This is a genomic window from Micromonospora sp. MW-13 (genome assembly GCF_003434305.1).
In the GTDB taxonomy this organism is placed as follows: domain Bacteria; phylum Actinomycetota; class Actinomycetes; order Mycobacteriales; family Micromonosporaceae; genus Micromonospora.
In genome coordinates, this window is the sequence record NZ_QKKX01000080.1 from 1 (window position 1) to 24,372 (window position 24,372).

Annotated in this window: 21 protein-coding genes and 1 pseudogene; 12 read left to right on the forward strand and 10 right to left on the reverse strand. The window is 71.5% G+C overall.

Annotated elements, in window-relative coordinates; all coding sequences use genetic code 11:
• Positions 1–382: 382 nt before the first annotated feature.
• The 4 genes from C5N14_RS29325 to C5N14_RS29340 all read left to right on the forward strand — a co-directional run bounded on the left by C5N14_RS29325 (position 383) and on the right by C5N14_RS29340 (position 2,139).
• Positions 383–634, forward strand: coding sequence for a transposase (locus tag C5N14_RS29325; protein WP_165878281.1), 252 nt, complete (start codon positions 383–385; stop codon positions 632–634).
• Entirely contained in the window at positions 601–1,008 is a 408-nt protein-coding gene (locus C5N14_RS34355) for a transposase (protein ID WP_371685932.1), read from the forward strand. Before C5N14_RS29325 ends, C5N14_RS34355 begins: the two co-directional genes overlap by 34 nt.
• Positions 1,009–1,135: 127 nt before the next feature.
• On the forward strand, positions 1,136–1,528 hold the full coding sequence (locus C5N14_RS29335) for a hypothetical protein (protein WP_117672846.1): 393 nt from the start codon (positions 1,136–1,138) through the stop codon (positions 1,526–1,528).
• Between the two features lie 221 nt (positions 1,529–1,749).
• Positions 1,750–2,139 carry a hypothetical protein gene (locus tag C5N14_RS29340; RefSeq protein WP_128763694.1) on the forward strand — a complete coding sequence of 130 codons (390 nt, stop codon included), beginning with the start codon at positions 1,750–1,752 and terminating at the stop codon, positions 2,137–2,139.
• Positions 2,140–2,306: 167 nt separating this feature from the next.
• Here the strand turns inward: C5N14_RS29340 and C5N14_RS29345 are convergent, their stop codons facing one another.
• Together C5N14_RS29345 and C5N14_RS29350 are read right to left on the reverse strand one after the other, a co-directional pair.
• Positions 2,307–2,480, reverse strand: a complete 174-nt coding sequence (locus C5N14_RS29345) for a hypothetical protein (RefSeq protein WP_207892921.1) — start codon at positions 2,478–2,480, stop codon at positions 2,307–2,309.
• 168 nt (positions 2,481–2,648) lie between these two features.
• Positions 2,649–4,418, reverse strand: coding sequence for a glycoside hydrolase family 15 protein (locus tag C5N14_RS29350; RefSeq protein ID WP_117672850.1), 1,770 nt, complete (start codon positions 4,416–4,418; stop codon positions 2,649–2,651).
• A 222-nt stretch (positions 4,419–4,640) separates the two neighbouring features.
• On the opposite strand from C5N14_RS29350, the gene C5N14_RS29355 reads away from it, so the two are divergent.
• Together C5N14_RS29355 and C5N14_RS29360 are read left to right on the forward strand one after the other, a co-directional pair.
• Positions 4,641–5,684: an SDR family oxidoreductase gene (locus tag C5N14_RS29355; RefSeq protein ID WP_117672852.1), complete on the forward strand. Its 1,044-nt coding sequence runs from the start codon at positions 4,641–4,643 to the stop codon at positions 5,682–5,684.
• A gap of 980 nt (positions 5,685–6,664) precedes the next feature.
• On the forward strand, positions 6,665–7,876 hold the full coding sequence (locus C5N14_RS29360) for a low temperature requirement protein A (RefSeq protein WP_165878283.1): 1,212 nt from the start codon (positions 6,665–6,667) through the stop codon (positions 7,874–7,876).
• A 129-nt stretch (positions 7,877–8,005) separates the two neighbouring features.
• Here the strand turns inward: C5N14_RS29360 and C5N14_RS32490 are convergent, their stop codons facing one another.
• The 4 genes and pseudogenes from C5N14_RS32490 to C5N14_RS29375 all read right to left on the reverse strand — a co-directional run bounded on the left by C5N14_RS32490 (position 8,006) and on the right by C5N14_RS29375 (position 10,477).
• Positions 8,006–8,167, reverse strand: a complete 162-nt coding sequence (locus tag C5N14_RS32490) for a hypothetical protein (RefSeq protein ID WP_165878280.1) — start codon at positions 8,165–8,167, stop codon at positions 8,006–8,008.
• Between the two features lie 152 nt (positions 8,168–8,319).
• The gene (locus C5N14_RS29365; protein ID WP_117672856.1) at positions 8,320–9,264 is read right to left on the reverse strand and encodes an acyltransferase domain-containing protein; all 945 of its coding nucleotides are present in this window, start codon (positions 9,262–9,264) and stop codon (positions 8,320–8,322) included.
• A gap of 13 nt (positions 9,265–9,277) precedes the next feature.
• A pseudogene (locus C5N14_RS33610) lies at positions 9,278–9,420 on the reverse strand (transposase); the annotation flags it as partial.
• 151 nt (positions 9,421–9,571) lie between these two features.
• Positions 9,572–10,477, reverse strand: coding sequence for a hypothetical protein (locus tag C5N14_RS29375; protein ID WP_207892922.1), 906 nt, complete (start codon positions 10,475–10,477; stop codon positions 9,572–9,574).
• 359 nt (positions 10,478–10,836) lie between these two features.
• On the opposite strand from C5N14_RS29375, the gene C5N14_RS31875 reads away from it, so the two are divergent.
• Positions 10,837–11,250 carry a hypothetical protein gene (locus C5N14_RS31875; RefSeq protein ID WP_128763695.1) on the forward strand — a complete coding sequence of 138 codons (414 nt, stop codon included), beginning with the start codon at positions 10,837–10,839 and terminating at the stop codon, positions 11,248–11,250.
• A 70-nt stretch (positions 11,251–11,320) separates the two neighbouring features.
• On the opposite strand, the gene C5N14_RS29385 is transcribed toward C5N14_RS31875, so the two are convergent.
• Both C5N14_RS29385 and C5N14_RS29390 read right to left on the reverse strand, forming a co-directional pair.
• On the reverse strand, positions 11,321–12,139 hold the full coding sequence (locus tag C5N14_RS29385) for an SAM-dependent methyltransferase (protein ID WP_117672898.1): 819 nt from the start codon (positions 12,137–12,139) through the stop codon (positions 11,321–11,323).
• A gap of 119 nt (positions 12,140–12,258) precedes the next feature.
• Positions 12,259–14,484: an Hsp70 family protein gene (locus C5N14_RS29390; protein ID WP_165878284.1), complete on the reverse strand. Its 2,226-nt coding sequence runs from the start codon at positions 14,482–14,484 to the stop codon at positions 12,259–12,261.
• Positions 14,485–14,624: 140 nt separating this feature from the next.
• Between C5N14_RS29390 and C5N14_RS29395 the strand changes: the two genes are divergently transcribed.
• Both C5N14_RS29395 and C5N14_RS29400 read left to right on the forward strand, forming a co-directional pair.
• Positions 14,625–15,290: a response regulator transcription factor gene (locus C5N14_RS29395; protein WP_117672866.1), complete on the forward strand. Its 666-nt coding sequence runs from the start codon at positions 14,625–14,627 to the stop codon at positions 15,288–15,290.
• Between the two features lie 4 nt (positions 15,291–15,294).
• Positions 15,295–17,655 (forward strand): hypothetical protein, encoded by a 2,361-nt coding sequence (locus C5N14_RS29400; RefSeq protein ID WP_117672867.1) that lies wholly within the window; start codon positions 15,295–15,297, stop codon positions 17,653–17,655.
• Positions 17,656–17,693: 38 nt separating this feature from the next.
• On the opposite strand, the gene C5N14_RS34030 is transcribed toward C5N14_RS29400, so the two are convergent.
• A complete protein-coding gene (locus C5N14_RS34030; protein WP_165878285.1) occupies positions 17,694–18,719 on the reverse strand; it encodes a sensor histidine kinase in 1,026 nt (341 codons plus the stop codon).
• Positions 18,720–18,874: 155 nt separating this feature from the next.
• Positions 18,875–19,423, reverse strand: a complete 549-nt coding sequence (locus tag C5N14_RS29410) for a sigma-70 family RNA polymerase sigma factor (RefSeq protein ID WP_243640202.1) — start codon at positions 19,421–19,423, stop codon at positions 18,875–18,877.
• A 316-nt stretch (positions 19,424–19,739) separates the two neighbouring features.
• On the opposite strand from C5N14_RS29410, the gene C5N14_RS29415 reads away from it, so the two are divergent.
• The 3 genes from C5N14_RS29415 (at position 19,740) to C5N14_RS29425 (ending at position 24,337) form a co-directional block, all read left to right on the forward strand.
• Positions 19,740–21,155 (forward strand): glycosyltransferase family 2 protein, encoded by a 1,416-nt coding sequence (locus C5N14_RS29415; RefSeq protein ID WP_128763696.1) that lies wholly within the window; start codon positions 19,740–19,742, stop codon positions 21,153–21,155.
• 84 nt (positions 21,156–21,239) lie between these two features.
• Positions 21,240–22,499, forward strand: a complete 1,260-nt coding sequence (locus C5N14_RS29420; protein WP_117672873.1) for a hypothetical protein — start codon at positions 21,240–21,242, stop codon at positions 22,497–22,499.
• Positions 22,496–24,337, forward strand: a complete 1,842-nt coding sequence (locus C5N14_RS29425; protein ID WP_117672875.1) for a hypothetical protein — start codon at positions 22,496–22,498, stop codon at positions 24,335–24,337. The genes C5N14_RS29420 and C5N14_RS29425 overlap by 4 nt, the downstream gene beginning before the upstream one ends.
• Positions 24,338–24,372 lie beyond the last annotated feature (35 nt).

A 24,372-nucleotide genomic window follows, 5' to 3' on the forward strand; every position in this document is an offset into this window, starting at 1 on the left:
AAGTAAGATCGCGCTTCCCTGGTGCCCAACGCGTCGGATCACTCTCTGCACTTGTGGGCCTCCTTACTGTGGCATCAGTTCGGCCCGATGCTTCCAATGGGGAACCGGCAGACGGACCCAAAAGTCGCATCCATGACTGTGGATATATGAAGAGTTTCCAAATCTTTGCCCAACTCGCCTGGGGCGAACGGAATCACGCACCCATGGCGGGAGGGCGTGACGTCGCCGTCAACCCGCAAGATGAACATCGTTTGTGACTGGTGGTGCCGTGGTTACTTAGAGGGTGTCTCAGGTGGCGGTCTGCTGACCTTCGCGGTAGATCACTTCTACTGTGGACGAGCGTTTGATTCACCCCCGAACTCGCCGCACGACGGGGCAGTGGGTGCCTAACGAGTTGTGGGACCTGGCGGGTCCGTTGGTCCCGCCACCGCCTCGTCGTTGGCAGGGTGGGGGAACCCCACCGATCGATGCGCGGGCGGTGTTCGCGGCGATCGTGTACGTGTTGACCACCGGTTGCGCGTGGCGGCATCTGCCGCCCGGGTTCGGGGTGTCCAGGGCCACCGCGCACCGGCGGTTCCAGGTGTGGACGGCCGCCGGCCTGTGGCGGCGGTTGCACATCGCCGCGTTGGACTGACTCGGCTCCCAGGGGCTGATCGACTGGTCCCGCGCTACCGCCGACGCCGCCTACGTGCGGGCAAAAAGGGGGGCCCACTGACCGGTCCTAGCCCGGTCGACCGAGGTAAACCCGGAAGCGAGATCCACGCCCTGTCCGAACGCGGCGGCCTCCCACTGTCCGTGGGCGTGTCAGCGGCGAACACCCACGACAGCCGCTGCCTGGAATCCCTCGTCCAGGCCATCCCCGCCGTCAGCTCCCGACGCGGACCCCGCCGCCGCCGGCCCGACAAACTGCACGCGGACAAGGGCTACGACTACCCCCATCTTCGGCGGCACGCAGTCGGGCGGATCAAGTTCCGTGAGAACGGATCAGGTACGGATCAGATCCAGTGAGAACGGATCAACTCCGCTGAGAACCCACACCGGCTTCCCGTGCAGGGTTCCCACGCCCGGCATTCTTTGCCAGTATTCACATCTGGTGTGGAAGATTTCTACACGCTTCGACTGGGGAGGACGAATCATGCGTATCCGCAGCATGGTGAGTGCAGCCGTACTCGCTGGGGGCCTGGTCGCCGCAGCGACGCCCGCCGCCGCCGCGCCCGCCGCCGCGCCCCTACAGGGATCGGCGTGCTCGCTGACGGTCACCGACCTCTACTACTCCATCGGCATGCAGACCGCCTTCGCCAGGCTCTCGGGCGGGTGCAGCGGCCCGATCGACATCGCCCTGGAACGCGCGGACGCGCCCGCCGGCCCGTACCAGGAGGATCCGGAGGCGCTCTACTACCTGCAGCAGGCGCCTGACGGTACGGCCGCCACCGCCTACTTCACGGACCCCGCCGAACGGGGATACTGCCGCGCGAGGGCCAGCTTCGACACGCTCGTCGCGTACTCCCAGAACCCGGTCGGCTGCTAGGCCAGCGGACGGACGAAGACCAGCACGAAGGTGTCCGCGAGCGGGGCCGCCCGAGACGACGGCGGCCCCGACGGCCATGTCGACCATGACGGGCCAGGACCGGGCCCACCGCCGCGGCGGCCAGGGACGGGGCCGCCGGGTGGGGCGCGACCCGGCGCCGGGTCGCACGCGCTACCAGCGCTGTTGCGCTGACCACTTGACCCTGCCCGGATAATGCCAGGGTGACTGGCGACCGTGTGATGTCGGACGGCTCGCGGCCTTTCCAGGAACGCGTCCGGCACCTCCGCGATGCCTGGGCCCTTAACGGACGCGGTCGTGCTTTCCTGGTCAGCGGCACGTCGTTCTTCGCGGTGTACTGCTGGAGCCTGAACTACAGGATCGGCGACCCGACGGCTCCGGCGTACGATGCCGAGCTGGCCGAGTTCGTCGCCGCCTCGTACGAACTCAATGGCGGGTCCGCCGGCTGGAACGCCATGCTCAACGGCCGCGAGACCTGTTCCACCTGCCATGACTGGTACCGACTGGAGAACCTCGGGATCTGCACCGGTTGCCTGCGACACACCTGCTACGGCTGCGGCGATCATGAACGCTGCGCCGGCGAGCTGCTCTGATCGCGAGGCCGTCGGTCAAGCGACGCACTCTCACCGGCTACCTGGCAACCAGGGTGTCGGCCTTACGGTCGGGCAACACGGCGTCCGGGCAGCCGGCGACCATGTTTCGAAGTCCTTCCCCGTACGCCGGCTGAACGTGCTGTCCGCTCTGGAGCCGGTGATTCCTGTCAGCTCTCCGACGGCTTCCGGATCGCGTCGCGTACCCGGTCGATCACCGCCAGGACCGGGCCGGTGGCCAGGTTGCCCTCGGCGGTCTGGGCGTTGGGGTGTGGCCGGGTCGGCGCGGTGGCCTCCGCGGCGCGTACGGTGGCGGCGAGGCCGCGCAGCCGGCCGGCCGGCACGCGGGGTGCGCTTCTGCTCTACCCGAACCCTGGACGACGGACCACCTAAATGCGATCCTCTTGCCCAAGAACTACCAAACCGGCTGGAACCCACCGGAAGGTCGCCTAGATCCGTGCCGGCGACGGTGACTGGTGCCGCCGGCCGGGGCCGGCCACCGACGCGTGTGGTCATCCGCACGCGGTGGCATGACCCAGGGTCACCGCCGTCTCCAGCATGAGGGCGTGCACGAACGCCTGCGGGAGATTGCCGCGCAGTTGCCGCTGCGCAACGTCGTACTCCTCGGTGTAGAGACCCGGGCACCCACACGCCGCCCGGCTGCGTTCGAACCATTGGGTGGCCCCGACCAGGTCCCCGGCCTGCCAGCTGGACAGCGCAGCGGCGAAGCCGCAGAGCAGGAAGGCCCCCTCGGCGTCACCGAGAGGTCGCCGGTCGGCCCGGAACCGGTACAGGTAGCCGTCCGCCGCCAGGTCCGCGAGCACAGCCCGGCGGGTGCGCTCGGTACGCGGGTCCTGCGGGGGCAGCGCGCCGCGGATCGCGGGCAGCAGCAGCGCCGCATCGACCCGCCGGTCGTCGTACGCCCGCTGCCAGCGTCCCGCCCGATCGAGGCCGTGGGTGGCGGCGTCGGCGAGGATCCGGTCGGCCAGGGCCGACCACCTGCCGGCCACACCCGCCGGGACGATCCGCGCCGCGGCCCGAAGCCCGGCAACGCAGGTGAGCTTCGAGTGTGTCCACTGCCGTGGCGACAGCTCCCAGATGCCGGAATCCGGCTCGGACCACCGGTCCGCGATCGCCGACGCGGCAACCTCCATGGCGTGGTGGGCGTCGCTGTCCAGCCGGTCGAGCCGGCCGGCTGCGGCGAGCGCCAAGAGCACCTCACCGAACGCGTCCAGCTGGAACTGGCCGCCGACCCGGTTACCGGTGCCCGGGAGGGCCCCGGGATACCCGGGCAAGTGCGCCAACTGCCGAACCGGCGGTACCGGCTCGCCACCGATGGTGTACGCCGGCGCCAGACGGTCGCCGTCGGCCAGCACCCGACCGCTGAGGAAACTGACCGCGTCGTCCAGCAGACCGTAGTGGCCGGCCATGGCGGCGGCCTGCCCGGCGAACGCCTGGTCACGAATCCAGGCGTACCGGTAGTCGTAGTCGCGGCCCTGCATCGCCCGTTCGGGCAGCGCGGTGGTGGCGGCGGCGACCATACCCCCACCGGGCGGCGTCATCCCCCGCAGCACCGCGTAGGCCAGCCGCGCGTCCCGCTCGGCGGCGCCGGACATCTCAGGGAGCACCGCGTCCCAGTGGAACTCGGTGATCCGCCACAACTCGGCGGGCTCCTCACAGGGCTGCACCAGCGGGGTTGCGGACAGTTCCAGCACGAGGTCGTGCTGTCCGCCGGGCGGCACGGCAAGCTCACCGACGAGGAACCCGTCCGACGCCGGACGCAGTCCGGCTCCGCCGTGGAACCGCAGGTGCAACCCGCCGGTACGCGCCCGCCACAGCCCACGGTCGCAGGTCACCTCGCGCACCGGTGAGCGACCGAAGTCGGCGCGCGGGTCCAGCACCACCCGCACCCGCGCGGGCCGGTCCAGGGCGCGGACCTGGCGCAGCAGCACCAAGCGGTCCGCGTCGCCGGGAAACACCAGTGCCTCCCGTGACTCGATGATGCCGTCTCCGGTGACCCACCGACTGCGCCAGATCAACGAGGCCGCCTCGTAGTGGCCACCCCAGACGAAGCGGGTCGCCGCCGGGGTCACCAGATAGCGTCCCGGCCCACCGAGCAGGCTGCTGAACACGGCCGGGTCGGACCAGCGCGGCGCGCAGAGCCAGGCGATGTCGCCGTCCGGGCCGACCAAGGCGCCCCGGTGCCCGTCGGCGAGCAGCGCGTAGTCGCGCAGCACGGCCGGAAGCGCGTCCACGTGCCGGTCACTCGGAGCCGGTGGCATGCCGGGCGATCCGGATCAGTGTGGCCGCGCCGGAACGGTCCGCTGCCGGGCCGGATCGGCCCCGTGCTGCGGCTGGTCGGCGTGCATTCTGGCCGACTACCCGGCACCGGCCGCTTGACACACCGGGAACACCACGTACCGGTCCGCCGGTGCGGACCGGCGTAGTCGTCGCGTACGCGGGTAGACCGGCGGGCCTGAGGCGAGGTGATCCGGAGGTGCCAGATGGGTCGAGATCGGCGGGACGCGCAGGTGGCGGTGGTCACCGGTGCCAGCGCGGGAGTGGGACGGGCGACCGTGCGCCTGCTGGCCGAGCGGGGGATCGCCGTCGCGCTGCTGGCCAGAGGGCGGGTCGGGCTCGACGCCGCCGCGGCAGAGGTGCGGGCCTGCGGCGGCCGACCACTGCCGATCGAGGTCGACGTGGCCGACTACGCGCAGGTAGCCGCCGCCGGAGAACAGATCGAGGCGGAACTCGGCCCGATCGACCTGTGGATCAACGACGCCTTCAGCTCCGTCTTCGCCCCCTTCCAGCAGACCCGACCGGAGGAGTTTCGCCGCGCCACGGAGGTCACCTACCTGGGCTACGTCCACGGCACCCGGGTCGCCCTGTCCTACATGACGCCCCGCAACCGGGGCACGATCGTGCAGGTCTCCTCAGCTCTGGCCTACCGCGGTATTCCGCTGCAAGCAACCTACTGCGGCGCCAAGCACGCCATCGTCGGCTTCACCGAAGCGCTCCGCTGCGAGCTGATGCACGACCGCAGCGACGTCAAAGTAACCATGGTGCACCTACCGGCACTCAACACACCCCAGTTCGACTGGCTGCTGTCCCGGCTACCCCGCCACGCCGAACCGGTACCACCGATCTACGATCCCGTCGTCGCGGCCCGGGCCATCGCCGCCGCCGCCGAACGACCGCATCGCCGCGCGTACTGGGTCGGCATGCCCACAGCGTTGACCATCCTCGGCAACCGCATCGCGCCGGGGCTGCTCGACCACTACCTGGCCCGAACCGGCTACGGGTCACAGCAGACCGACCAGCCGGCCGACCCGAACCGCCCAGACAACCTCTGGCAGCCCCTCGACGGGCCCGGCGGGCGAGACTACGGCGCCCGGGGCAGCTTCACCGATCGTTCCCACGGACACAGCCCGCAGGCATGGCTGTCGCGTCACCGCGTACTCACCACAGCCGGAACGATCGCCGCAGCGCTGGGCCTCCTCGCCTGGCGGCGTCACCGGCCCGTGCCGGCACCCAACACCCGTTCGTGACCTGGTGCCCACCTCAGTTCCTTGGCCGCCCGGACCAGATCGGCGGGCCATACCCGGCGAACGCCGTGCCCGAGCGCGTCCTGGAGCCCGCGCTCGGGCACGGCGATGACCGAACACCTCGGCTAAGCCAAGCACGATTCGGCTCGTGTGGGGGTCGGGCGACATCCGTAACGGCAGTTGGCCACCGGGCGGCTGTCGTTACGGGGCCGGTCAACTATGCCCGATACCATCCTCGCCAGGTTCCCCCGTCACGCCAAGACCACCACCTGCCACTGTTGTTCACCCACACCTCGATGACCCGGTTTCCGTTCGAGGTGTAGCAGTCGTGTGTGTCATCGGCCCTGCCGTTGTTCGGCATCTCGTGCCAGCGGCCAGCCCAGGCCACGTGTGCCAGATCGTACGGTCGTCCGCAATGACCCATGCCTCGTCGAACGTGCCGTCGGCGCCGAAGTCGCAGGTGAGCTTTTCCGTGTTGCATTTTGCCCAGCCCGGATAGCCGAACGCTGTTACGCGGCAAGCGGCCAGGGCGCCTACCTCGTCACCGGGGGCGGGGGTGATCAGCGTCCTCTCCGCACCGCCCGGCGTCGCACGGATGCGAACGGAGCCGGGGTCACCGCTGCCGGTCCTGGGCAAGGCGTACCACGCCGCAGATGGTGTGACCTGCTCATCCGAGTCTGCTACGACCGCATCCGTAGTCGGGGTGCCGGTGGCACCCGCGAGCGCGGGAGCCGCCGGGACGCCGACGGCGGCCAGCAGCCTGGTAGCCCCTACCGCAGCCTGAATTGCAGCGTGTTGCCTCAGCGCGACGCCGACCAGCCAGCGAATCCAACCTCTGCTCGGTAACGCCTGGACGAACGCCGCCGCGTCTCCGGCGGCTCGGTGTGTCCGGGAGCGTCGCGCATGGGGTGTGCTGATGGAGATAGGGCTGGGTGGGGCGGAAGCTGTCAAGACGGGGCGCAGTGTGGGGTTGAATGGTGGGCATGGGCAGCGCCGGTCGCGCGGTGCGGCTGCTGCGTGGTGAGCGCAGTCAGCAGCAGGCTAGCTTCGTTGAGCTGTTCTTCGACTTGGTGGTGGTCTTCGCCCTCAACCAGGTCGTCGCCTCCACCGCCCCTGGTCTGGGAAGCGCGTCCGTGGTCGAGCAGTGGACGACCTTGCTGCAGGCCACGCTGCTGGTCCTGCCGCTGATCTGGGTGTGGACCCTCACGGCTTACGGGACGGCCCGTTTCGACCCCCGCGGCAACGCGGCTCAGGTTGTGGTGCTGGTGACGGCGTTCGGTGTGCTGCTGCTGGGTGTCATCGTGGCGGATGCGTTCGAGACGACCGTCCTGGCCTTCGCCGTGATCTACGTCGCTTTGCAGGTCGGCCGGGTGACGGTGCTCGCGCTGACGCTGCGCACGCATCCGCTTCGGCGGCTCTACCTGGCGGCGTCGTTCTGGTTCTGCGTATCCGCCGTGCCCTGGTTCCTTGGAGCCGTCATGGGCGGTACGGCCGGGATGCTGTGGTGGTTGCTCGCCATCACCATCGAATACGGGGCCGCCCGGGTCGGCTGGCCGACGCCCCGGCTGGGACGAGAACGGATTATGGCCTGGGCGTACGCACCCGAGCATCTCGCCGACCGTTACCGCCAGTTGCTGATGATTGCGCTCGGGGAGGCGATCCTATCAGTCGGCATCGCCTACACCGACCGGTCCGGGTTTCGTAGTCTCACCCAGACGCTCGGGTTGGTGATCGCGTTCCTCACCGCCGTGCTGCTCTGGCGGATCTACGCCTACAAGGCAGGAGACCTCTTCGGAGTGGCGGTCGAGCAGGCGGAAGACCCCGGCAGCCTGGGCCGCGTCGCCGCCGCCGCTCACCTCCTGATGATCATTGGCGTTGTATGCACCGCTGTCGGGCACGAACTCGTGCAGGCGCACCCTACCGGCCACACGTTCCTCTCCTGGCTAGCGGTCATCATCGGCGGACCCGCCCTGTACCTCGCCGGTCGTACGCTGCTGGAGTGGGTCGTGTTCAACCGTGTCTCCCCGCCCCGCCTCATCGGCATCGTCGCCCTGCTGTTGCTCACCCTGCCGTTGGCCTTCGCCCCACCGCTGGCGGCGGTCGCCACCGCGCCCGTTGTGCTACTCGCCATCGCCATCGCCGACGTGCGCCGCGCCGCTGGGCGGCCCTCTGAAGCACCCGCACCGCCCGGATAACCACGGGCCAGGCCATTCCTGCGAGGCCTCGGGCCAGCATCTTCCAACGGCCGGCAAAGCACGCTCCAGCCGCCGCTATTTGACAAGGGTTGACGGCTACGGGCGGTGCTACGGCGGTCGCCGGGGAACTCAGATGCGGTAGGTGCCGCCGCGGTCGGGGCTGTTGACGGTCTCGATGTAGCGCATGGCTCCGGCGGTGGACAGGCCGAACAGTTCGCAGAGGATGCGGAGGTCGCCGCTGGTGGCGTGGGCTTCGTCTACCCTCAGCCTGGGAACCGCCGGGGAGGCCACACGCGAACCCCATGGGCCCCCAGCAGCGAAAACAATCCCGCGACCGTACCGGACGAGGTGAACACGGGCGAACTGATTTCGGGCCGACCCTGCCCGGGCAGCCGGGCAGGGCCGTTGGCCATGCAGAAGGGAGGCTGACCTTGGGACACGATCTAGAACGCGAATCGGCCGCGGCGGACGTGCCAGTGGCGGCCGGCCTTCAGGTGGTCGACGATCGCGCGCTGGAGCACGGTGCGGCGCGGCAGCTGGTCGAGCGGCGTGGACAGGGTGCGGAACACGAACCGCAGCACCTCGACGTCGGCGTCCAACCCTTCCGGCTCCTCATAGGGCTCCAGCTCGAACCTCCGCTGGAACCGGACGATGTTGGAGTCCCCGGGCAGGTACTCCAGCAGCTGAGGGTCGAGCAGCCACGAGCCGCAGGAGAACGCCGTGTAGCGCTCGTCGGGAAAGTGGCGCGGGAAGAACGCGCGGGCCTCGTCGAGCGACGCCGCGACCGCCTCCGGGGTCATCGGCCCCGACTCGGGGATGTGCAGGTCGATGGCGGTGCCGCCGCGGTGGTGCTGCAGCCGGCCCAGCTCGTAGATGCCGCCGCGCGCGTGCAGCGTCAGCCAGCTCTGCATGACCGGCCAGCCCTCGCGGTGCATCCGCCGGTCGATCGCGAGGTTGCGGCCCAGGTCCGCGAGGGTCACCCACGACACGGCATCGGCGATGCCGTGGTCGCGGTGGTACCCCGTGACGACGTCGACCAGGGCCAGGTACGCGTACACGTAGAGATGACGCCAGGCGGGGCCCCGTTCGCGCGGCAGCGCCGGACCGGGCGGCAGCCAGCCGTGGCCCCCGAGATCGGCGCGGACCAGGGCGATCGAGCGGTCGAGCAGCCAGCGCAGCTCCGCAGTCCACAGTGGAGAACCCGGGTCGGGCCAGCCCGCCATGATCTCGGCGGCGTCGTCCGGCCGCACCGCGAGCCGGTCGAGGATCGCGGGCGCGTCGGCCTTGGCGGGCAGCGGAGCTGACGGCTGGTCGCCGGCGAGCCGGTGCATGCGGTCGACGTCCTCGACGGGTACCCCGAGCCGGGCGGCGGTGTCGTCCAGATCCACGCGGACGACCCTACCGGCCGGTCGGCGTCTTCCACGGCCCGTACCGCTCGGGCAAATCCCGCCACGGCGACCCGGTCCGCTTCACCCAACAGATCGCATCGATTTCCTGCCGGTGATCACGCCACCGACCGCCCGACGACCCAGCTTGGGCGGCAACGGCGCCGATACCGCCCACTCATGATGTCGCCGGTGAGCTGTGCCGCGAAATGTGCGCTCGCCGCCTCAAGATCTCATTCGCCCGCCGCAGCTCCGCGGAAGCTCAGAGCCGCCCTGACCGCTCAACGGCATGCCAACCCACAGAGGATTTCTAGACCGCGCGGGCCACGCAGATCCTGGCGTCGAGGCGGGGCCCGGCCTCGTAGAGCATGTATTCCACGCCGCCGTCGGTGCCGAACGTCGGCGCCGCCACCCGGCCGTTGTCCGACGCGATCGGCCGGTGAAACACTCCGAGGTGGACCTCGCGGTCGAAGTTGTTGCCGATCTCGGTCAGGTACATGTTGCCGCTGTTGCCGTGATACGCGAGGTACGCGGTGCCGTTGCGCTTCAACAGGTGCGGCGCGGAGATGTCGGTGAGCCCGTCGCCCGACGGTGACACCAGCGGGTCCGGGGCGAACTGCCAGCCGCTCCAGCCATTCGGCGACCAGCCCCAGAAGATCTTCCGGACACCCGGACGGATCGTGTGGAGGCCCATGAACACCATTACGTAGCGGTTCCCCTTGCCGGCCACCGAGTGCTCGAAGACCCGCGCGTACGAGGTCTCGGTCGTGTTGGGCACCAGCCTCGTCGACAGGATCGGCGTCTCGTCGGTGAAGTGGATGCCGTCAGTCGAGCGGGCGACCCGGGTCGTGTAGTTCTCGCCGTGGAAATACAGGTAGAACTGCCGGGTCGGCGCGTCCCATACAACGTGTGGAGACGACACGTGGCTCACCGTCGTGGTCGGCAGCACCCGGTCGATGATGGGGTTGTTGGCGTACTCGGTGTAGGGGCCCTCAAGCCGGTTGGCGTAGGCGAGGCAGATGCCGCCGGGCGCGTCGTGCGGCGCGTAGTAGAGGTAGTAACGGCCGAGATAGCCGCTGATCTTGTCGTAGACTCCGCGCACGCACGGGAAGATGAACTCGCCGGTCGGGTTGTAGCGCAACGGTCCGGCGAACGCGTCGCGTACGTATCGATAGTCGGGAAAGCCGGCCGGTCCGGCGAGCGCCGGCGTGGGCATCGCGGCAATACCAGCGGTGGTGGTCGCGACACCGGCGGCCGCCGCACCACGCAGCAGCGTGCGTCGGGAGAAAGAGCCTTCAGGGGTACGCGTCATCGCGTTCCCTCCGTTCGTGAGGCGGGCCTACGGGGGTGGGGGAGCAGGCCGGCCGTGACGAGTCAGCGGGTGTCATTCGACCTCGCTGAGCGGCCGTACGGTGTGGACGCTCGTCGCGGACGGTTTCGTTGGTTGACGAGTCTGCGCGCGCCGTCTCGGCGGCGTCAAGATGCTAATGCGAATTAGCAAGGCGGGTTCGGCGGGCTTCGGCCGGTGCTGCCGCCAGCATCATCGGCCTTTCGGCTGAGCCCGGTTCGCTCGCCGTGAACCGCTACCCGCTTCCCCACGTGCAGGGAGCGTGGCTCGATGACGACGCGCATGTGCGCACAAGGCGGGAGCTGAATGTGGTGTTCGCACGTTCTGGCCGGATCACCCAGCCTCCATCCCGATGGCAGATCTCGCGACGCGGCGCCGCGAGGGTGGCGGCAGTCGCGGTGGTCGCCGCGACCGGTGTCTTTGCGTTCTCGGCGGCGCTAGCTCGCCTGCTGGCCGCGTTCGATCCCGAGGGGAAGCGCGACTTTCCGCAACTGACTCCGGACACGCCGATGTGGTTGGCTGACGTGGTCCGCCTCGCGCTGGTCTGCGGCGACCGTACGACCGCCACCGCCGCGGCCCGGGCAAATGCCGCCCCCCAGGCGTCCACGGCCGCTGCACACCGACGCCCGACTTGCCCGTAGCCAGCTTCACCGCTGGCCATGCATCCCCGGTGAGGTCAGGCAGACCCCTCAGATCCGTGAACGATCGAAATTAGTCCACGGTCGGCTTTCGGCCGACGCCGCCGAGGATCCAGACCTCCTCCGGAGTGATGTCGGTTTCGATGTCGGGGCGCCATTCCGGAACGAACACCAGGCCGGGGTCGATGAGGGGTGCGCCGTCGAAGAAGCGTTCGATTTGGTCGCGCGTGCGGTGTGTGGCCGGATATTTGGTGTTCTTGTAGACCTCTGCGGCGCCACCAGCGTTCTCCGGCCTAGGGTCGGCGGTGGCGTGATTGATGACAAGGTAGCTACCCGGGGCCATCGAGTCGCGGAGGCTGGCGACGATCGCGTACGGGTCAGCTTCGTCGTCGATGAAGTGAAGGACGGCCACCAACAGGATGGCCATTGGCTGGTCGAAGTCGATCTGCGCCCGGGTCTCGGGGTGGTTGAGGATGACATCAGGATCGCGCAGGTCCGCCGTGATCACGCTCGTGTTCTTGGCTTCGGCGGTCTTCAAGGCGCGCGAGCGGGCCAGCACCTGCGGATCGTTGTCGACGTAGACCACGCGCGCGTCTGGCGCCTCAGCTTGGGCGATCTCGTGGACGCTGCCCTGGGTGGGCAGGCCACTGCCGATGTCGAGGAACTGGCGGATGCCCGCGTCGCGGGCCAGGAATCGCACCGCACGTTGGATGAACCCTCGGTTCTCCCGTGCCATGAGAATCACTTCGGGAGCCGCTGCGATCACCTTGTTCGCGGCTCGACGATCGGCTGCGAAATTGTTCCGGCCGCCCAGGTAGTAGTCGTACATGCCCGCAGCAGTGGGGACGGAGGGGTCGATGCCGTCCGACTGGACTGAGCTTTCCGTGGTCATCTGTTTCTGAGCCCTTCCCAAGAGCGTCCACATGGTTCGTCCAGATCCGATGTGACCTGGCAGCCCCGCGAAGCAGCCCGGTCCGGTAAGCGACGTTCAGTAACCTTGTGACGGAATCATCATCCGCGAGCGGTTACGAGCGTGATGTAGCCGGTGGAGTACACCGTTGTCGCCGCGTTCGGTCCGAGCGTGACGCGTCCCGCCGGCACCTTTTTGGCGAACACGACGAAGTGGCGCTGGTCCTTGTCGTTGGTCGGGATGATCATGTCAGTGCGTTTGAAGCCCTGCTGGTTCAGCCACGCCGGCCACCAGTTGTCCACCTCCGGTGCTCCGCGTCTGTCGAAGGCGGCGTACACGGTGGCGTCGCGTGCGACATCGAAGACCAGGTAGTCCGCCGGGGAGGTCAGTCGCTTGTCGTCGCTGGCGCCGGGGATCAGCACTGCTCCGGTGAGCGGGTCGGGAACGCTGGTGAAGACGGGCGGCCGGTCGACGAAATGCTTGGTACCTACTACCGCGGGGCGGACCGTAGTCAGCTTCGACGGTTTGTGTACCTGGACGTCCTCCAGTTTGAGCATTGGCCGTTTGCTCGGGGTGTTGGTCCCGGGCGTTGCGCTGGGTGTCTGCGGCCGGCCGCTCGGGGTGTTGGTCCCGGGCGTTGCGCTGGGTGTCTGCGGCCGGCCGCTCGGGGCGTTGGTCCCGGGCGTTGCGTTGGGCGTCTGCGGCCGACCGTCCGGGACGTCGGTCCCGGACGTTGCGTTGGACATCTGCGGCCGGTCGCTCGGGGCGCCGTTGCCGAACACGATCCCTATGCCCAGCAGGCCGAAGACCACGACCAGCGCGACGACGACGCGCGCGATCGCGAGCCGTGACCACCGCCGCCGCGCCGGGGGCGGCACGGCCGCCCGGGGGGTGCGCCCGGCCGGGCCGCTGACCGGGCGTACCGACGTGGCCGGCGGCTGCGCCCGGTGCTTCGCGCCGCGCCTCGTCTTGGGCGCCGGCGCGTCCACGGCTGTGCCCGCGCCCGCGTCCACGGCTGTGCCCGCGTCCACGGCTGTGCCCGCGTCCGCGTCCACGGCTGTGCCCGCGTCCACGGCCGCGGCTGTGTACGCGCCTGCGGCTGTGCCCGCGCCCGTGGCCGAGGGTGCGCCGCTGTCACCGTCGGCGGCCGTCAGCGGCGCGCCGGTCCGAGCCGCCGTGGTGGCCGGCGCGCCGGGCTTGAGCCGCCGGGGCGCCGGGATGCCGCGCTCCGCGCGGGCGTCGGCGCTGAGCATCGCGGCGCCCAGCGCGACCGCGTGCTTCGGATGGGTGTTGATCATGATCGGGCGCCGCAGTGTGTCCCGCAGCAACTGGGTAACCAGAGGGATCTGGGACGATCCGCCGACCAGAAGCACGGCGGTGAGGTCCTGCAGGGTGATCCCGGCGGCGGTCAGGGTCCGCCGGAACGTCTCGATGGTGGTTTCCACGGGCGGTGTGATCATCTGCTCGAACGTTTCCCGAGTCACGGTCACGTGCCGGACCGCGTCGGGCAGCGGCACCGTGATCTCCGCCTTCTCGCGGGTGGACAGCGCCTCCTTCGCGAGCATGCAGTCGCGATGCACGGTGGCCAGGATCGAAGCGGTACCGGGATCGGTCGGGTCCAGCGCGGTGATCGCACCGCCCAGTTGGCGGTCGACGTGGTCCACGATCGCCTGGTCGAAGTCGGCGCCGCCGAGCCATTCGATGCCCTCGGGCGTACCGATGATCTCCAGCCCGTCTCGGCCGTTGCGTACCACCGCGCTGTCGAATGTGCCCCCGCCCAGGTCGTAGACCGCCAGCAGGCCGTCCGGGGGCAGTGGCTGGGTGGAGCAGTAGTACGTGGCCGCAGCCACCGGCTCCGTGATGGTGACTACGGTCGGGCCGTCCGACCCGGCCACCGACCCCGGCTCGGCCTGCGGGCGGGGCAGGCCGGCCAGGTGCGGGATGGCGGCGAACTGCTCTCGCCGGTACGGGCCCCACACCGCCGGGTGGGTCAGCACGATCCGGTCGGGCGGGCCGCCCCGGGCCTCGCTGACGGTGTCCACCACGGAACGGAGCAGGGCGGCCATCAGGGCGGTGGGGGAGTACGGCGCCCCGTCCAGGATCACCGGGGTGGGATCACCGAGGCGGCGCTTGAACTCCCGCGCCGCCCGACTGGGGTCCTGCAGACCGAGGCGGTCGGCCGCCTCACCCGTCAGCAGCGCGCCCTTCTCGTCAAGGTAGGCGACCGACGGGTTGATGATCGCCTGCCCAGCCAACGGCACCATGTCCAGCGCCCAGGCGGAGGCGGTCGCTGCGGCGGTGAAGCTGGTGCCCAGGTCGATACCCACCCCGTACATTCGCAGAGTCCCCTCGACGCGCCTACCGCCGCTAACATGCAGAAACGTCATCGTTGGTTAACAGCGCCATCACGATACGCTGCCGTATACGGGGTCACAAGATCGTCAGTGTTGACATCGGGGGGCGAGCAGTGGACGTTGCGGTGGCCGACGACGGCGCGCTGTTCCGGGAGGGGCTGCAACTGCTGCTGTCCGCCGCGGGGCACGAGGTGGTCGGCTGCGTGGAGGACGGCGACCGGCTGCTGGAGTTACTGGCCCGTACCCCCGTCGACGTGGCCATCCTGGACATTCGGATGCCGCCAGGCGCGGACGGCGGACTCCAGACCGCCCAGCGCATACGGGAGAGACACCCCGACGTCGGGCTGCTCCTGCTGTCTCAGCACGCCGAGGCGCACTACCTGTTCCGGCTGCTGGAGATCGGCACCGAACGGATCGGTTACCGGCTCAAGGACCAGGTGGCCGGGGTGTCCGTGCTCGCCGACACGCTGGTGCGCATCGCCGCCGGTGAGATCGTGATCGAGCCGGCGCTGGCCGCCAACCTGGTGGACCGGCCGAGTCCCCCGGTACGCAGTGTGCTGGCCGATCTCACCGAGCAGGAACGCGCCGTGCTGCGACTCATGGCGGAAGGACGGTCGAACTCCGGGATCGCGACGGAGTTGTTCCTGTCGGTCAAAACGGTCGAGAAGCGTATCGCCAGCATTTTCACCAAGCTGAACCTGCCGGCTGAGTCGGCAGCGCACCACCGGCGGGTCCTGGCGGTACTCGCGTACCTGCGCTCGAACCAGATGGCGGGCTAGCACCGTGCCCCGGAACACGGACAGCGAGCCGGGGCACCCACCCCGCCCGACCGGGCCGTTCACCGCCCTGGCCCGGCTGGCGTCCTCGGGTGCGCTGCCCGCTCCGGCCGGGCCGCGGGACCCGCTGGGCGGATACCGGCCGATCCTGCGCACGCTGCTGCGCGAACTCGCCCGGGCCCACGCGGTGCGCTACGCGGCGCTGTGGCTGCCGGCAGAAACGCCACCCGGCACCGGTGCTTCATCATGGACAGCCGAGATCACGTGGCGGCCCCGGCGCTGGATGCTGGGTGCGCTGCCGGACCCGATAGCCGACCCGGACCTGCTGCTCGGCACGGCCGGTGTGGTCGCGACCGCGGACGTGACCGCAAGCGGCGCCCGGTACGGGGTGCTGGTGCTGGCATACCCGGAGAACCCCCGGTACCCGCTGGCCGCGGCGGCGCCGCTGGGCGAGACAGCGGTCTGCGTCGGCCTGCTGCTGCGCCAGGCGGGCCACCGCGCGACGTGCACCGCCGTGCGGGCCCGGGCCGACCGGGCGGTACAGCGGGTCAGCGCGATCCGGCTGGAGCTGCTTACGGTACAGGCGGTGGAGCGCGACCGGCTCGCCACCGCGGTCACCGCGACGCCCGGCCGGCAGCTGCGGGCGATCCTGGACCGCACCGCGGACCTGGAGCGGGCGCTGCGCGCCGGCTCACCGCAGGCCACGGCGATCGCCGGCGGCATCCGGGCCGGGCTGGGCGAGATGATCGAGCAGTTCCGGTCCGTTGTCCGCGGGGTGTACCCGCAGGTGCTGCGCAGTACCGGCGTGCGCGCGGCGCTGGAAGAGGTCACCGCGGCGCTGCCGGTACCGGTGGTCTTCCGCGGCGAACTGGGCCGGCGCCAGGGCTGGGAGGTCGAGTCCGGGCTGTACCAGGCCGGTGCTTCCGCGGCGGCCGCGTTGGGTGCCAGCGGCGGCGAGCAGCCGGTGCACCTGGAACTGGGCCGGTCCGACGGTGTGCTGACGATCCGCGCGCAGCGGGCCGGCACCGAGCCGGCCCGGGTCGCCGCGGCGCTGCGGGACGACTCCCGGCGGCTGGCCGCGTTGGGCGGCCGGCTGCGGGTGGAGCGGGACGGTCGGGGTGCGCCGACCGTGGTGGACATCCTGCTGCCGGAGCGGCTCGGCGGCGAATGGCCGGAGCCCGCGCGTACCGCCGCGCCGGAGCCGGCCGGCCCGCAGCCCGGCGGGGCCAACGCCGCCACACCCGAGCCGTTGGTCGGTGTTTCCGCGCGCCGCCTGCTGACCCTGCTCGTGACCGGCCGGGAGGCGCCCGCGGGCAGCCCGCCGTTACGGGTCGCGGTCGACCGGCAGGACGGTCAGGCCCGGGTGGTGGTGGTCGGGGCCTCGGCACCTGAGCTGGTGTCGGTGCTGTACGGGCCGGCCGGTACCGCCCGATGGGAGCCGTCGGTCGGGGTGGTCCCGCCGACCGGTTACCAGTACCAGCCGTACCCGCGGATCACGCTGGACCCGGCTCGCGGGGCGCCGCCGTGGCGGCCGGTCCGGCTGCCCGGCTGGTCCGGCGCCGCGTGGCCGGGCGCGGCGGCCGGGGTGGACCGGATCCTGGTCGAGGGACCCGTGGACGCGTTGCGCGGGCTGCGGCTGCTGCACCACCGCGATCGGGTCGACGCCGATCTCGCGGCCCGGCTGCGCCGCTGGTCGGGTACTGCCGACGGGCCCCCCGACGCGGTCGTGCTGGTGCTGTCCGGGCCGGCCAGCGCGGCGGAGTCGGAGTTCCTGACCGCCCTGCGGTCGCCGTACGGGGAGGGGTTCTCCCCGGTGGCGATCTGTGCGCTGGAGGAGGGTACCGCCGCGACGGCGGGATCACAGCAGAGGCTGCGGTCGATGTGCGAAACGATCGTGGACTGGCGTGCGGCCCCGGGCGGCGGTACCGCGGTCGAGGCGGCGCTGCACGCCGGGGTACGCGCCTGGGCGGGGGTACTGGCCGCCCGGTGGGCGCTGCGCGCACTGGCGGCCTGCCTGACCGCGGGGCAGCTGGACGACCAGTTCGCCCGGGCGGTGGAGGCGGCCGTCGCGGGCGCGTACGAGGTGGCCGAGCTGGACCTGTTGCAGGCGTTACAGGGCCGGCGGATCCGGCTGCCGCGCGGCCACGACGAGGCGCTGCGCCTGCTCGGCGCGCACGGTCCGGACTCGCGTTCCCGGCTCGGCCTGACCGGCGACGCCGGCTCGGGGGAGGTGACCCGGGCCGCGACCCGGGCGCTGGTGTTCTGGCGGACCCTGTCCATGGCGCCGGACTCGGGACCTGCCGGGCGCGGTGCGTGCGCGCTACTGGTACGGGCGTGCGAGCGGCTGCTCACCGCAGGCGCCGATTGATCGGCGCGAGGAGCAGGCGGGCGGCCCGGCGGGACGGCTCAGATCGCCACGAACCCGCTGACCCGGGTACCGGTGTTCGGGCTCGACCGTACCGTGAGCGTGCCGTCGACCGAGGCCAGACGGGCGGCGAGCTGGCGCAGCGGCATCCGCCCGTCGGTGTCGAAACCCGGCCCGGTGTCGGCCACCTCGAAGCTCAGGCCCCCGGGGGAGGTACGTAGCGTCAGCGTGACCGCGGCGCCCGGGGCGTGCTTGTGCGCGTTGCTGACCGCCTCCAGGCAGGCCAGGTAGACGGCGGCCTCCACCTCGGGCGGGTACCGGTGGCCGGTCAGGCCCGGGTCGATGTCCAGGGTGACCGTGTCGAGCGTGTCCAGCCGGGCCGCCAACGCGGTCACCAGACCGTGGTCGGCCAACGGTGCCAGCAGGCCGGTCGCGGTGGTGTGCAGCACCTCCTCGGTGCTGGCCAGCAGCTCACGCAGCCGGTCGAGGTGCTTGCCCGCCTCGGCGGCGTTGCCGGCGTCCAGCTGGTGCTCCACCATGGCCAGTGACATCTGCAACGCGACCATGTGGTGCTGGGCGCCGTCGTGCAGGTCGCGCTCCAGTTGGTACCACTGGCGCTCCATCTCGCCCGCGGCCCGCAGCCGGGTGTCGGCCAGCAGCAGGGCGCTCTGACCGATCAGCCGCTCGGCGCCGCCGGTGATGAGCTGGGCCTGGATGTCGCTGACCAGCAGGCGGGTCACCGCGTGTAGCTCGGGCCACCGGCGCAGCCGCTCGGCCGCCGCCGGCGGCTCGATCACGAGGTCGGCCAGGACCTGCTCGCCGTCGCACAGCCGGACCGGCGCCGCCTCGGTCACGGGTACCGCCGCCTCGGTGCCGGTGGCGGTCCACCGGTACTCCTGCACGGTGTGTTCGACCGGCGCGTCGGCGTCGTGGCCCGCCGGCAGGGGCAGCCACAGCGCGATGGTGACCGTGGCGGCCTCCAGGCACCCGCCCAGCGCCCGGGCCAGGGCTTCGGCCTGCACTCCCGGCAGCGGCCGACCCGGCAGTCCGTGCACCGCGTCGACCACCCGGGTCACCTTGTCCGATGGGCCCGGCACCGGGAATGACCCGCCAGGTCGCTGCGTCGAGCGGCGCATGCCCTCACTGTAGGCGACTCCGGTCGGGCCGGGCTGGCCCGGATCGTGGGCCGCGACGGCCTTCCGCCACGGTCGCGTCCAGGGGCTCATGCGGCGCAGAGCAGGTGGCTCTCCGTTGCCTTGCGAGCCGCCCGCAGCGCGTAGTGCAACCGGCTCTTGACCGTGCCGACCGGCACCCCGAGCGTCGCGCTGACCTCAACCGCGGTCCGGCCGTTCAGGTACGTCTCCACCAGCGCGGCCCGGTGCTCCGGCCACAGCCCGCCCAACACCTGCTCGACCAGCAGGGAGTCCACCACGCCGGCCATCGGGTCCGCCGTGGCGACCTCGGCGGCGTTCTCGATGTCCACCTCGGTCGGCCGGGCCTTCTTCATGCGGTACCCATCCATCACCAGGTTGTGCACCACCCGGCGCAGCCAGCCCAGCACCGATCCGCGGTCGGCGGTGAGCTGGTCCAGGTGCCGCCACGCCCGCAGGAACGCCTCCTGCACCACATCCTCGGCGCGCCCGGTGTCGCCGTCGGTCAGCCGCTGCGCGTACCTCAGCAGCGGCTGCTGGTAGGTGTCCATCAGTTCGCGTAGGCGGGAATCGCTCTCCAGCGCGCTGCTGTGTCGCTTGCTCTGCACCTGTTCGGCCATGCCCATGACAGTGCCGCCGCGGGCCGGCCGCCCGACATGGTGCGGCCCCTGCTCCCGCGGGTGCCAACCCGCGAGTTGGAGAGGGTTATCCCTACGCCCCGCGCTGGCACCTGCGGCCCACGCCGCGCCGCCGCTGGTTCCCGTGTCGAGCGGTGAACCCGACGATGCCGCGATGCCGTGACCCACGTGGACGACCTCGCACCCGGCGGCGGTACGGGCAAGGCGGTCGTCCGGACCGCCGCGCCGGCCGGTACCGCGGCCGGGTGGTGGCGGCCCCGAGTGACGGCGCCGTGGCGCCCCGACCGAAGAGGTGGGCATGCAGGAGACGGACCTCCCGACGGTGGGCATCGGGATCACGACGCACAACCGGGGCGTCGTGCTCCGTACCGCGTTGGAGGCGATCCGCAAGTACGCGCCCAGCGGCGCCGCGATCGTCGTGGTCGACGACGCCAGCGACGAGCCGGTGGAGGAGGCGACGTTCCGCTTCGACAGCAACGTCGGTATCGCCCGGGCCAAGAACAAGTGCCTGGAACTGCTGGTCGAGTTGGGCTGTACGCACCTGTTCCTGTTCGACGACGACTGCTGGCCGGTCGTGGACGGCTGGGAGCGGCCGTACATCGACAGTCCCGAGCCGCATCTGATGTACATCTTCACCGACACCCCGAGTGGCCGGCTGACCGACTCGATGGAGATCTACCGGGACGGGCAGCTTCGGGCGTACACCCATCCCCGCGGTTGCCTGCTCTACTTCGAGCGGCGGGTGCTGGACCGGGTGGGCGGGTACGACACCCGGTACGGCCGGTGGGGGTACGAGCACCTGGACCTCTCCAACCGGATCTACAACGCCGGCCTGACCTCGTTCCGGTTCGCCGACGTGGTCGGCAGCGGAGACCTCATCTTCAGTTGCGACGAACGCACCAAGGTCGGCTCCAGCGTGTCCGACATCGAGCGCTTCCACCTGGTGCGCAACCTCAAGACCCGGTCGGAGGCCAGCTACACCTCGGCCGAGTACCGCGAGTTCCGCACCGTCCCGGTCGGCGCGGCGGCGGCGCAGAACGTGGTGCTGACCACGTACCTCACCGCGCAGCCCGACCCGCAGCGCGGCGTCACCTGGACACCGAACTACGCCGACCTGGCCGAGTTGCGCCGCTCCGTCGAGCGGCACGGGCAGCGGTTGGTGGTGCTGCACGACTGCCTCGACGAGCCGGACACCGACCTGGTCACGCACGTGCGGGTGGTGCCGGGCGGGGCCGGCGGTTCGCCGTACTTCCACCGCTGGCTGTGCTGGTGGCGGTACCTGCGCGAGCACCCCGAGATCGACCAGGTGTGGTGCGTCGACGGTACCGACGTGGAGATGCTGCGCGATCCGTTCCCGGAGATGGACGACCGGCTGTACGTGGGCGACGAGCCGGCCCCGCTGTGCATCCCGTGGATGGTGTACCAGCACGGCGGCAGCGCCAAGCTGTTGCAGTTCCTGTCCGACAACCGGGGTGCCCCGCTGCTCAACTGCGGGCTCACCGGCGGCCGGCGGGAGACGGTGCTGGAGTTCTGCCGGGACCTGTTCGACTTCTGCGTCACCAACGCCCGGGAGGCCGGCCCGGTCGACATGGGGCCGTTCAACTACGTGGCCCGCACCTGGTACGCGGGAATGATCGTGCACGGCCGCCAGGTCAGCACGGAGTTCCGTAAGGGCGACCGGGCCAGCACCGAGTCGTGGTGGCGACACAAGTAGGCGCATTCGGACCGTGGCAGGAGTGAACCCTGCTGGCGCACCGGGCGTGCCACAGATGAACCCTGGACGCGGTGAAGGAGGGCGGTGACCGTGGACGTGGACACGGACCTGGACGTGGCACCGGAGGTGACACGGGACGACGAACGTGACGAGTCGATGCACGCGTTGCTGCTCCGGCTGGCCGGCTCGCTGCCGGACCGGGTGCTGACCGACGCGCGGGACGCGCTGGCCGCCGGCCGGCGGCTGGACGTCGTACAGGCGGTCGCCTTCGAGGCGGTCTCCCAGCCGCTGCAACTGGACGCCGACGAGATCGCGGCGATGCGTGAGGAACTGGCCCTCAGCGGCGGGGACATCGACCTCGGCCTGGCGCTGGAGGAGCTGCGCGGGGAACGCCCGCCGACACCGTGGCAGTTCCTGTCCGACCTGCCGACCAAACAGGAGGACCTGGCGTCGATGGTGCTCCCGCAGGACCGCACCGCCGACCCGGCCGACGTCCTCGAGCCGGCGGACCAGGCGCTGGTGGCCGCGGCGTCGGCGATCCCGACGGTACGCGCGGTGTGGCGGGCGTGGCGGATGCCGTCCACCGCCCGCCCCTGGCAGGACCCGGTACGGGTGGTCGTGGTCAGCGTGGACGGCACCTCGGACTCCCTTCCCGCCACCAGCGCCCAGCTACGACAGGTCATGGTCGAGGCCGGGGACGACGAGGCCCAGGTCGAGGTCTGCTGGGCCGGGGTGGAGGCGCCGTACTATCAGACCCTGGCCCGCTCGTCCGGCTCCCTGCTGTGGGCGGCGCGGCCGGGCGCGCCGGTGGTCACCGCCCGGCTCTTCGACGGCGTCGATCCGGTGCGCGGCCCGTGGTTCGCCACCAACCGGCCGGTGGTCTCCGATCCCACGGAACGCGACGACCTGCTCGACGCACTGCGCGGGGGGGTGGTCATCGCGTGGAGCAGCGCCGAGATGCCCGACATCCTGGCCCCGGACCGGGGCGACGTGGTGCCGATGCACCTGCGTACCGACGGGACCTGGCTGTGGAGCGAGGCGGTCGGTTACTACCTGGAACACTACGGCCTGGCGCCGGACCCGCAACTGGTCGCGCACCTGACCGGGGACGAGCCCGTCGAGCCCATGGACGAGATCTCCGTGCACCGTGCCCTGGTGCACCTGTGCCGACCGGACGCCGAGGCGGTCGTCTGGTCGCCGTCCGGTGCCGACGACGCCCCGGTCGACGCCCCCTCGTCCGACATCCCGTCGCCCGACGGCCTGGCGCCGGCCCACCCGGAGCTGCCGGACGTGACACCCGAGGCAAGGCCGGACGCCGGTACGCTCCGGCCGGTGTCGCCGTGACCGAAATGCTCGCCCTGCGGCAGCGGGCACCCCTGCCGTCGTCCTGGAAGGTGTCGCAGCCGGCCCAGGGCGAACCGGTCGGGAAGCACGTGGCGCGGTACCTGCGACAGGCGTCGCAGGCGGTGGGCGCCGCCGTGGCGCGCATCCTGCCGGACGCCGGTGCGCGGGTGCCGGTGCTCGGTCCGGGGCCGTGGGAGGCACCGGGATCGGTCACCCCCGGCCCGGCGGGTTGGTTCGCGCTCGCGGTCGAGGCCGGCCGGTCCGGCTTCCGGCTGGACGGCCGGCCGGTGGCCGCCGCCGACCTGGCCCGGGCGATCTGGCACTGCCCCCGCTGGCGGGGCCGGCCGGTGCTGCTGGTCACCCAGCCCTCCGCGTCGGCCGACGGGGTCGGACCGGTGCTGCACCAGCTCGCGGCCGACCTGGGGGCACCGGTCTACGCCTCGGACTCCGGGATCCGCTTCACCTTCGGGCGCGCCTCCGCGAACGGGCTGTTCTGGTGCTGGCGTCCGGGCGGCGGGGACGAACCGGAGCCGGCGGGCAACGTGCTGCCCCCGCTGGGACCGGTACGCGTCCGTCCCACCCCGACCGGCCGGGTGCCCGGCCGCAACCACCAGCCGCCGTCCCCGGTGCCGTCCCCCGCGACCCCCGATCCGGGAACCGCCCCGTCGCCCGCCGACCCGGCAGAGGCCACGTCACCCGCTGCGGCACTGGAATCCGGACCCGAGCTGCCTTCGCCGGTGGAAGCGGCGTTCGAGGTGCACAGCCTGGCGCTTCCGGTGATCGAGCTGCCCCGGCCCGACCTCAGCGTCCAGCGCATGGTGCTGACGGAATTCGACGTGCCCGGGCTGGAGCTGGACACCTGCCGGCCGCTGATCGCCGACCCGGATGCCGCCAGCCCGACCGTGTCCGTCCCGGCTGCGGCCACCCTGACGGCATCCGGGCCGGCTGCGGCCACCCTGACTGCGGTCACGGCGGAAGCCACGGACGCTCCGACGACCGGCCCGGGAAGCACCGATGCCCCGGCGAACGGCGCGGGCGGCGATCCGCCGCCGGTGTCACCCGCCAACCGGGGCGCGGCGTGGTTCGGGGTACGGGCCCGCACCGACGAGGCGGACCGGGAGCGGCTGCGTACCGTGCTGGGCTGGAAGTTCCAGGCCCACTGCCGGACGGTGGCCCGGGCGCTGTCGATGCACCCGGGGCTGCGCAGTGCGGTCGGCGCGCACGACGTGATGGCCGGGCTGGTCACGGTGCTGGCTCTGCTCGACGGGGTGGGCGAGCGGGTCAACGACGCGTTGCGCGGTGGAGGCACGCCCGACGAGGACGTCCAATTGCTGGCCCGGTGCGCCCGCGCCGGTCTGGAGCAACTGCCGGCCGTCGGGGGACCCGTCTTCGCCACGGTGCCCGCCGGACTGGACGTCGGCCGGTACCGGGCCGGGGACCTGGTGGTGGAGCCGGCGTTCACCACGGTGTCTTGTCACGGCGGCACCGAGGGCGACGCGGGCCGGTACGCGATCTGGTCGGCCACCGCGCGGCGGCTGGACCAACTGGGTATCGCCGACGGTCCTGGTGTCCGCGCCGGGCGGGCCATGTTCGCCGCCGGTTCCCGCTTCGCGGTGCTCGGCGTCGACGAGGGGCCGGACGGCGCGCCGTACGTACTGCTGCGGGAGGTCGTCTCCGGGCACCGCGACGGCGCACTCGACGAGCGGGTGGCCGGCAAGCTGCGCGGCGCGCTCGCCGCCCAGCCGCAACGCGCGGCGCCCGCGCCGCTGCCGTGGCCGCTCGGCTTCGCGGCCGGCGACCGCCCGTTCGCGCTCGAACCCGGACCGGGCGGCGCGTGATGTACGAGGAGACGATCCCCGGCTTCCTCCGGTCC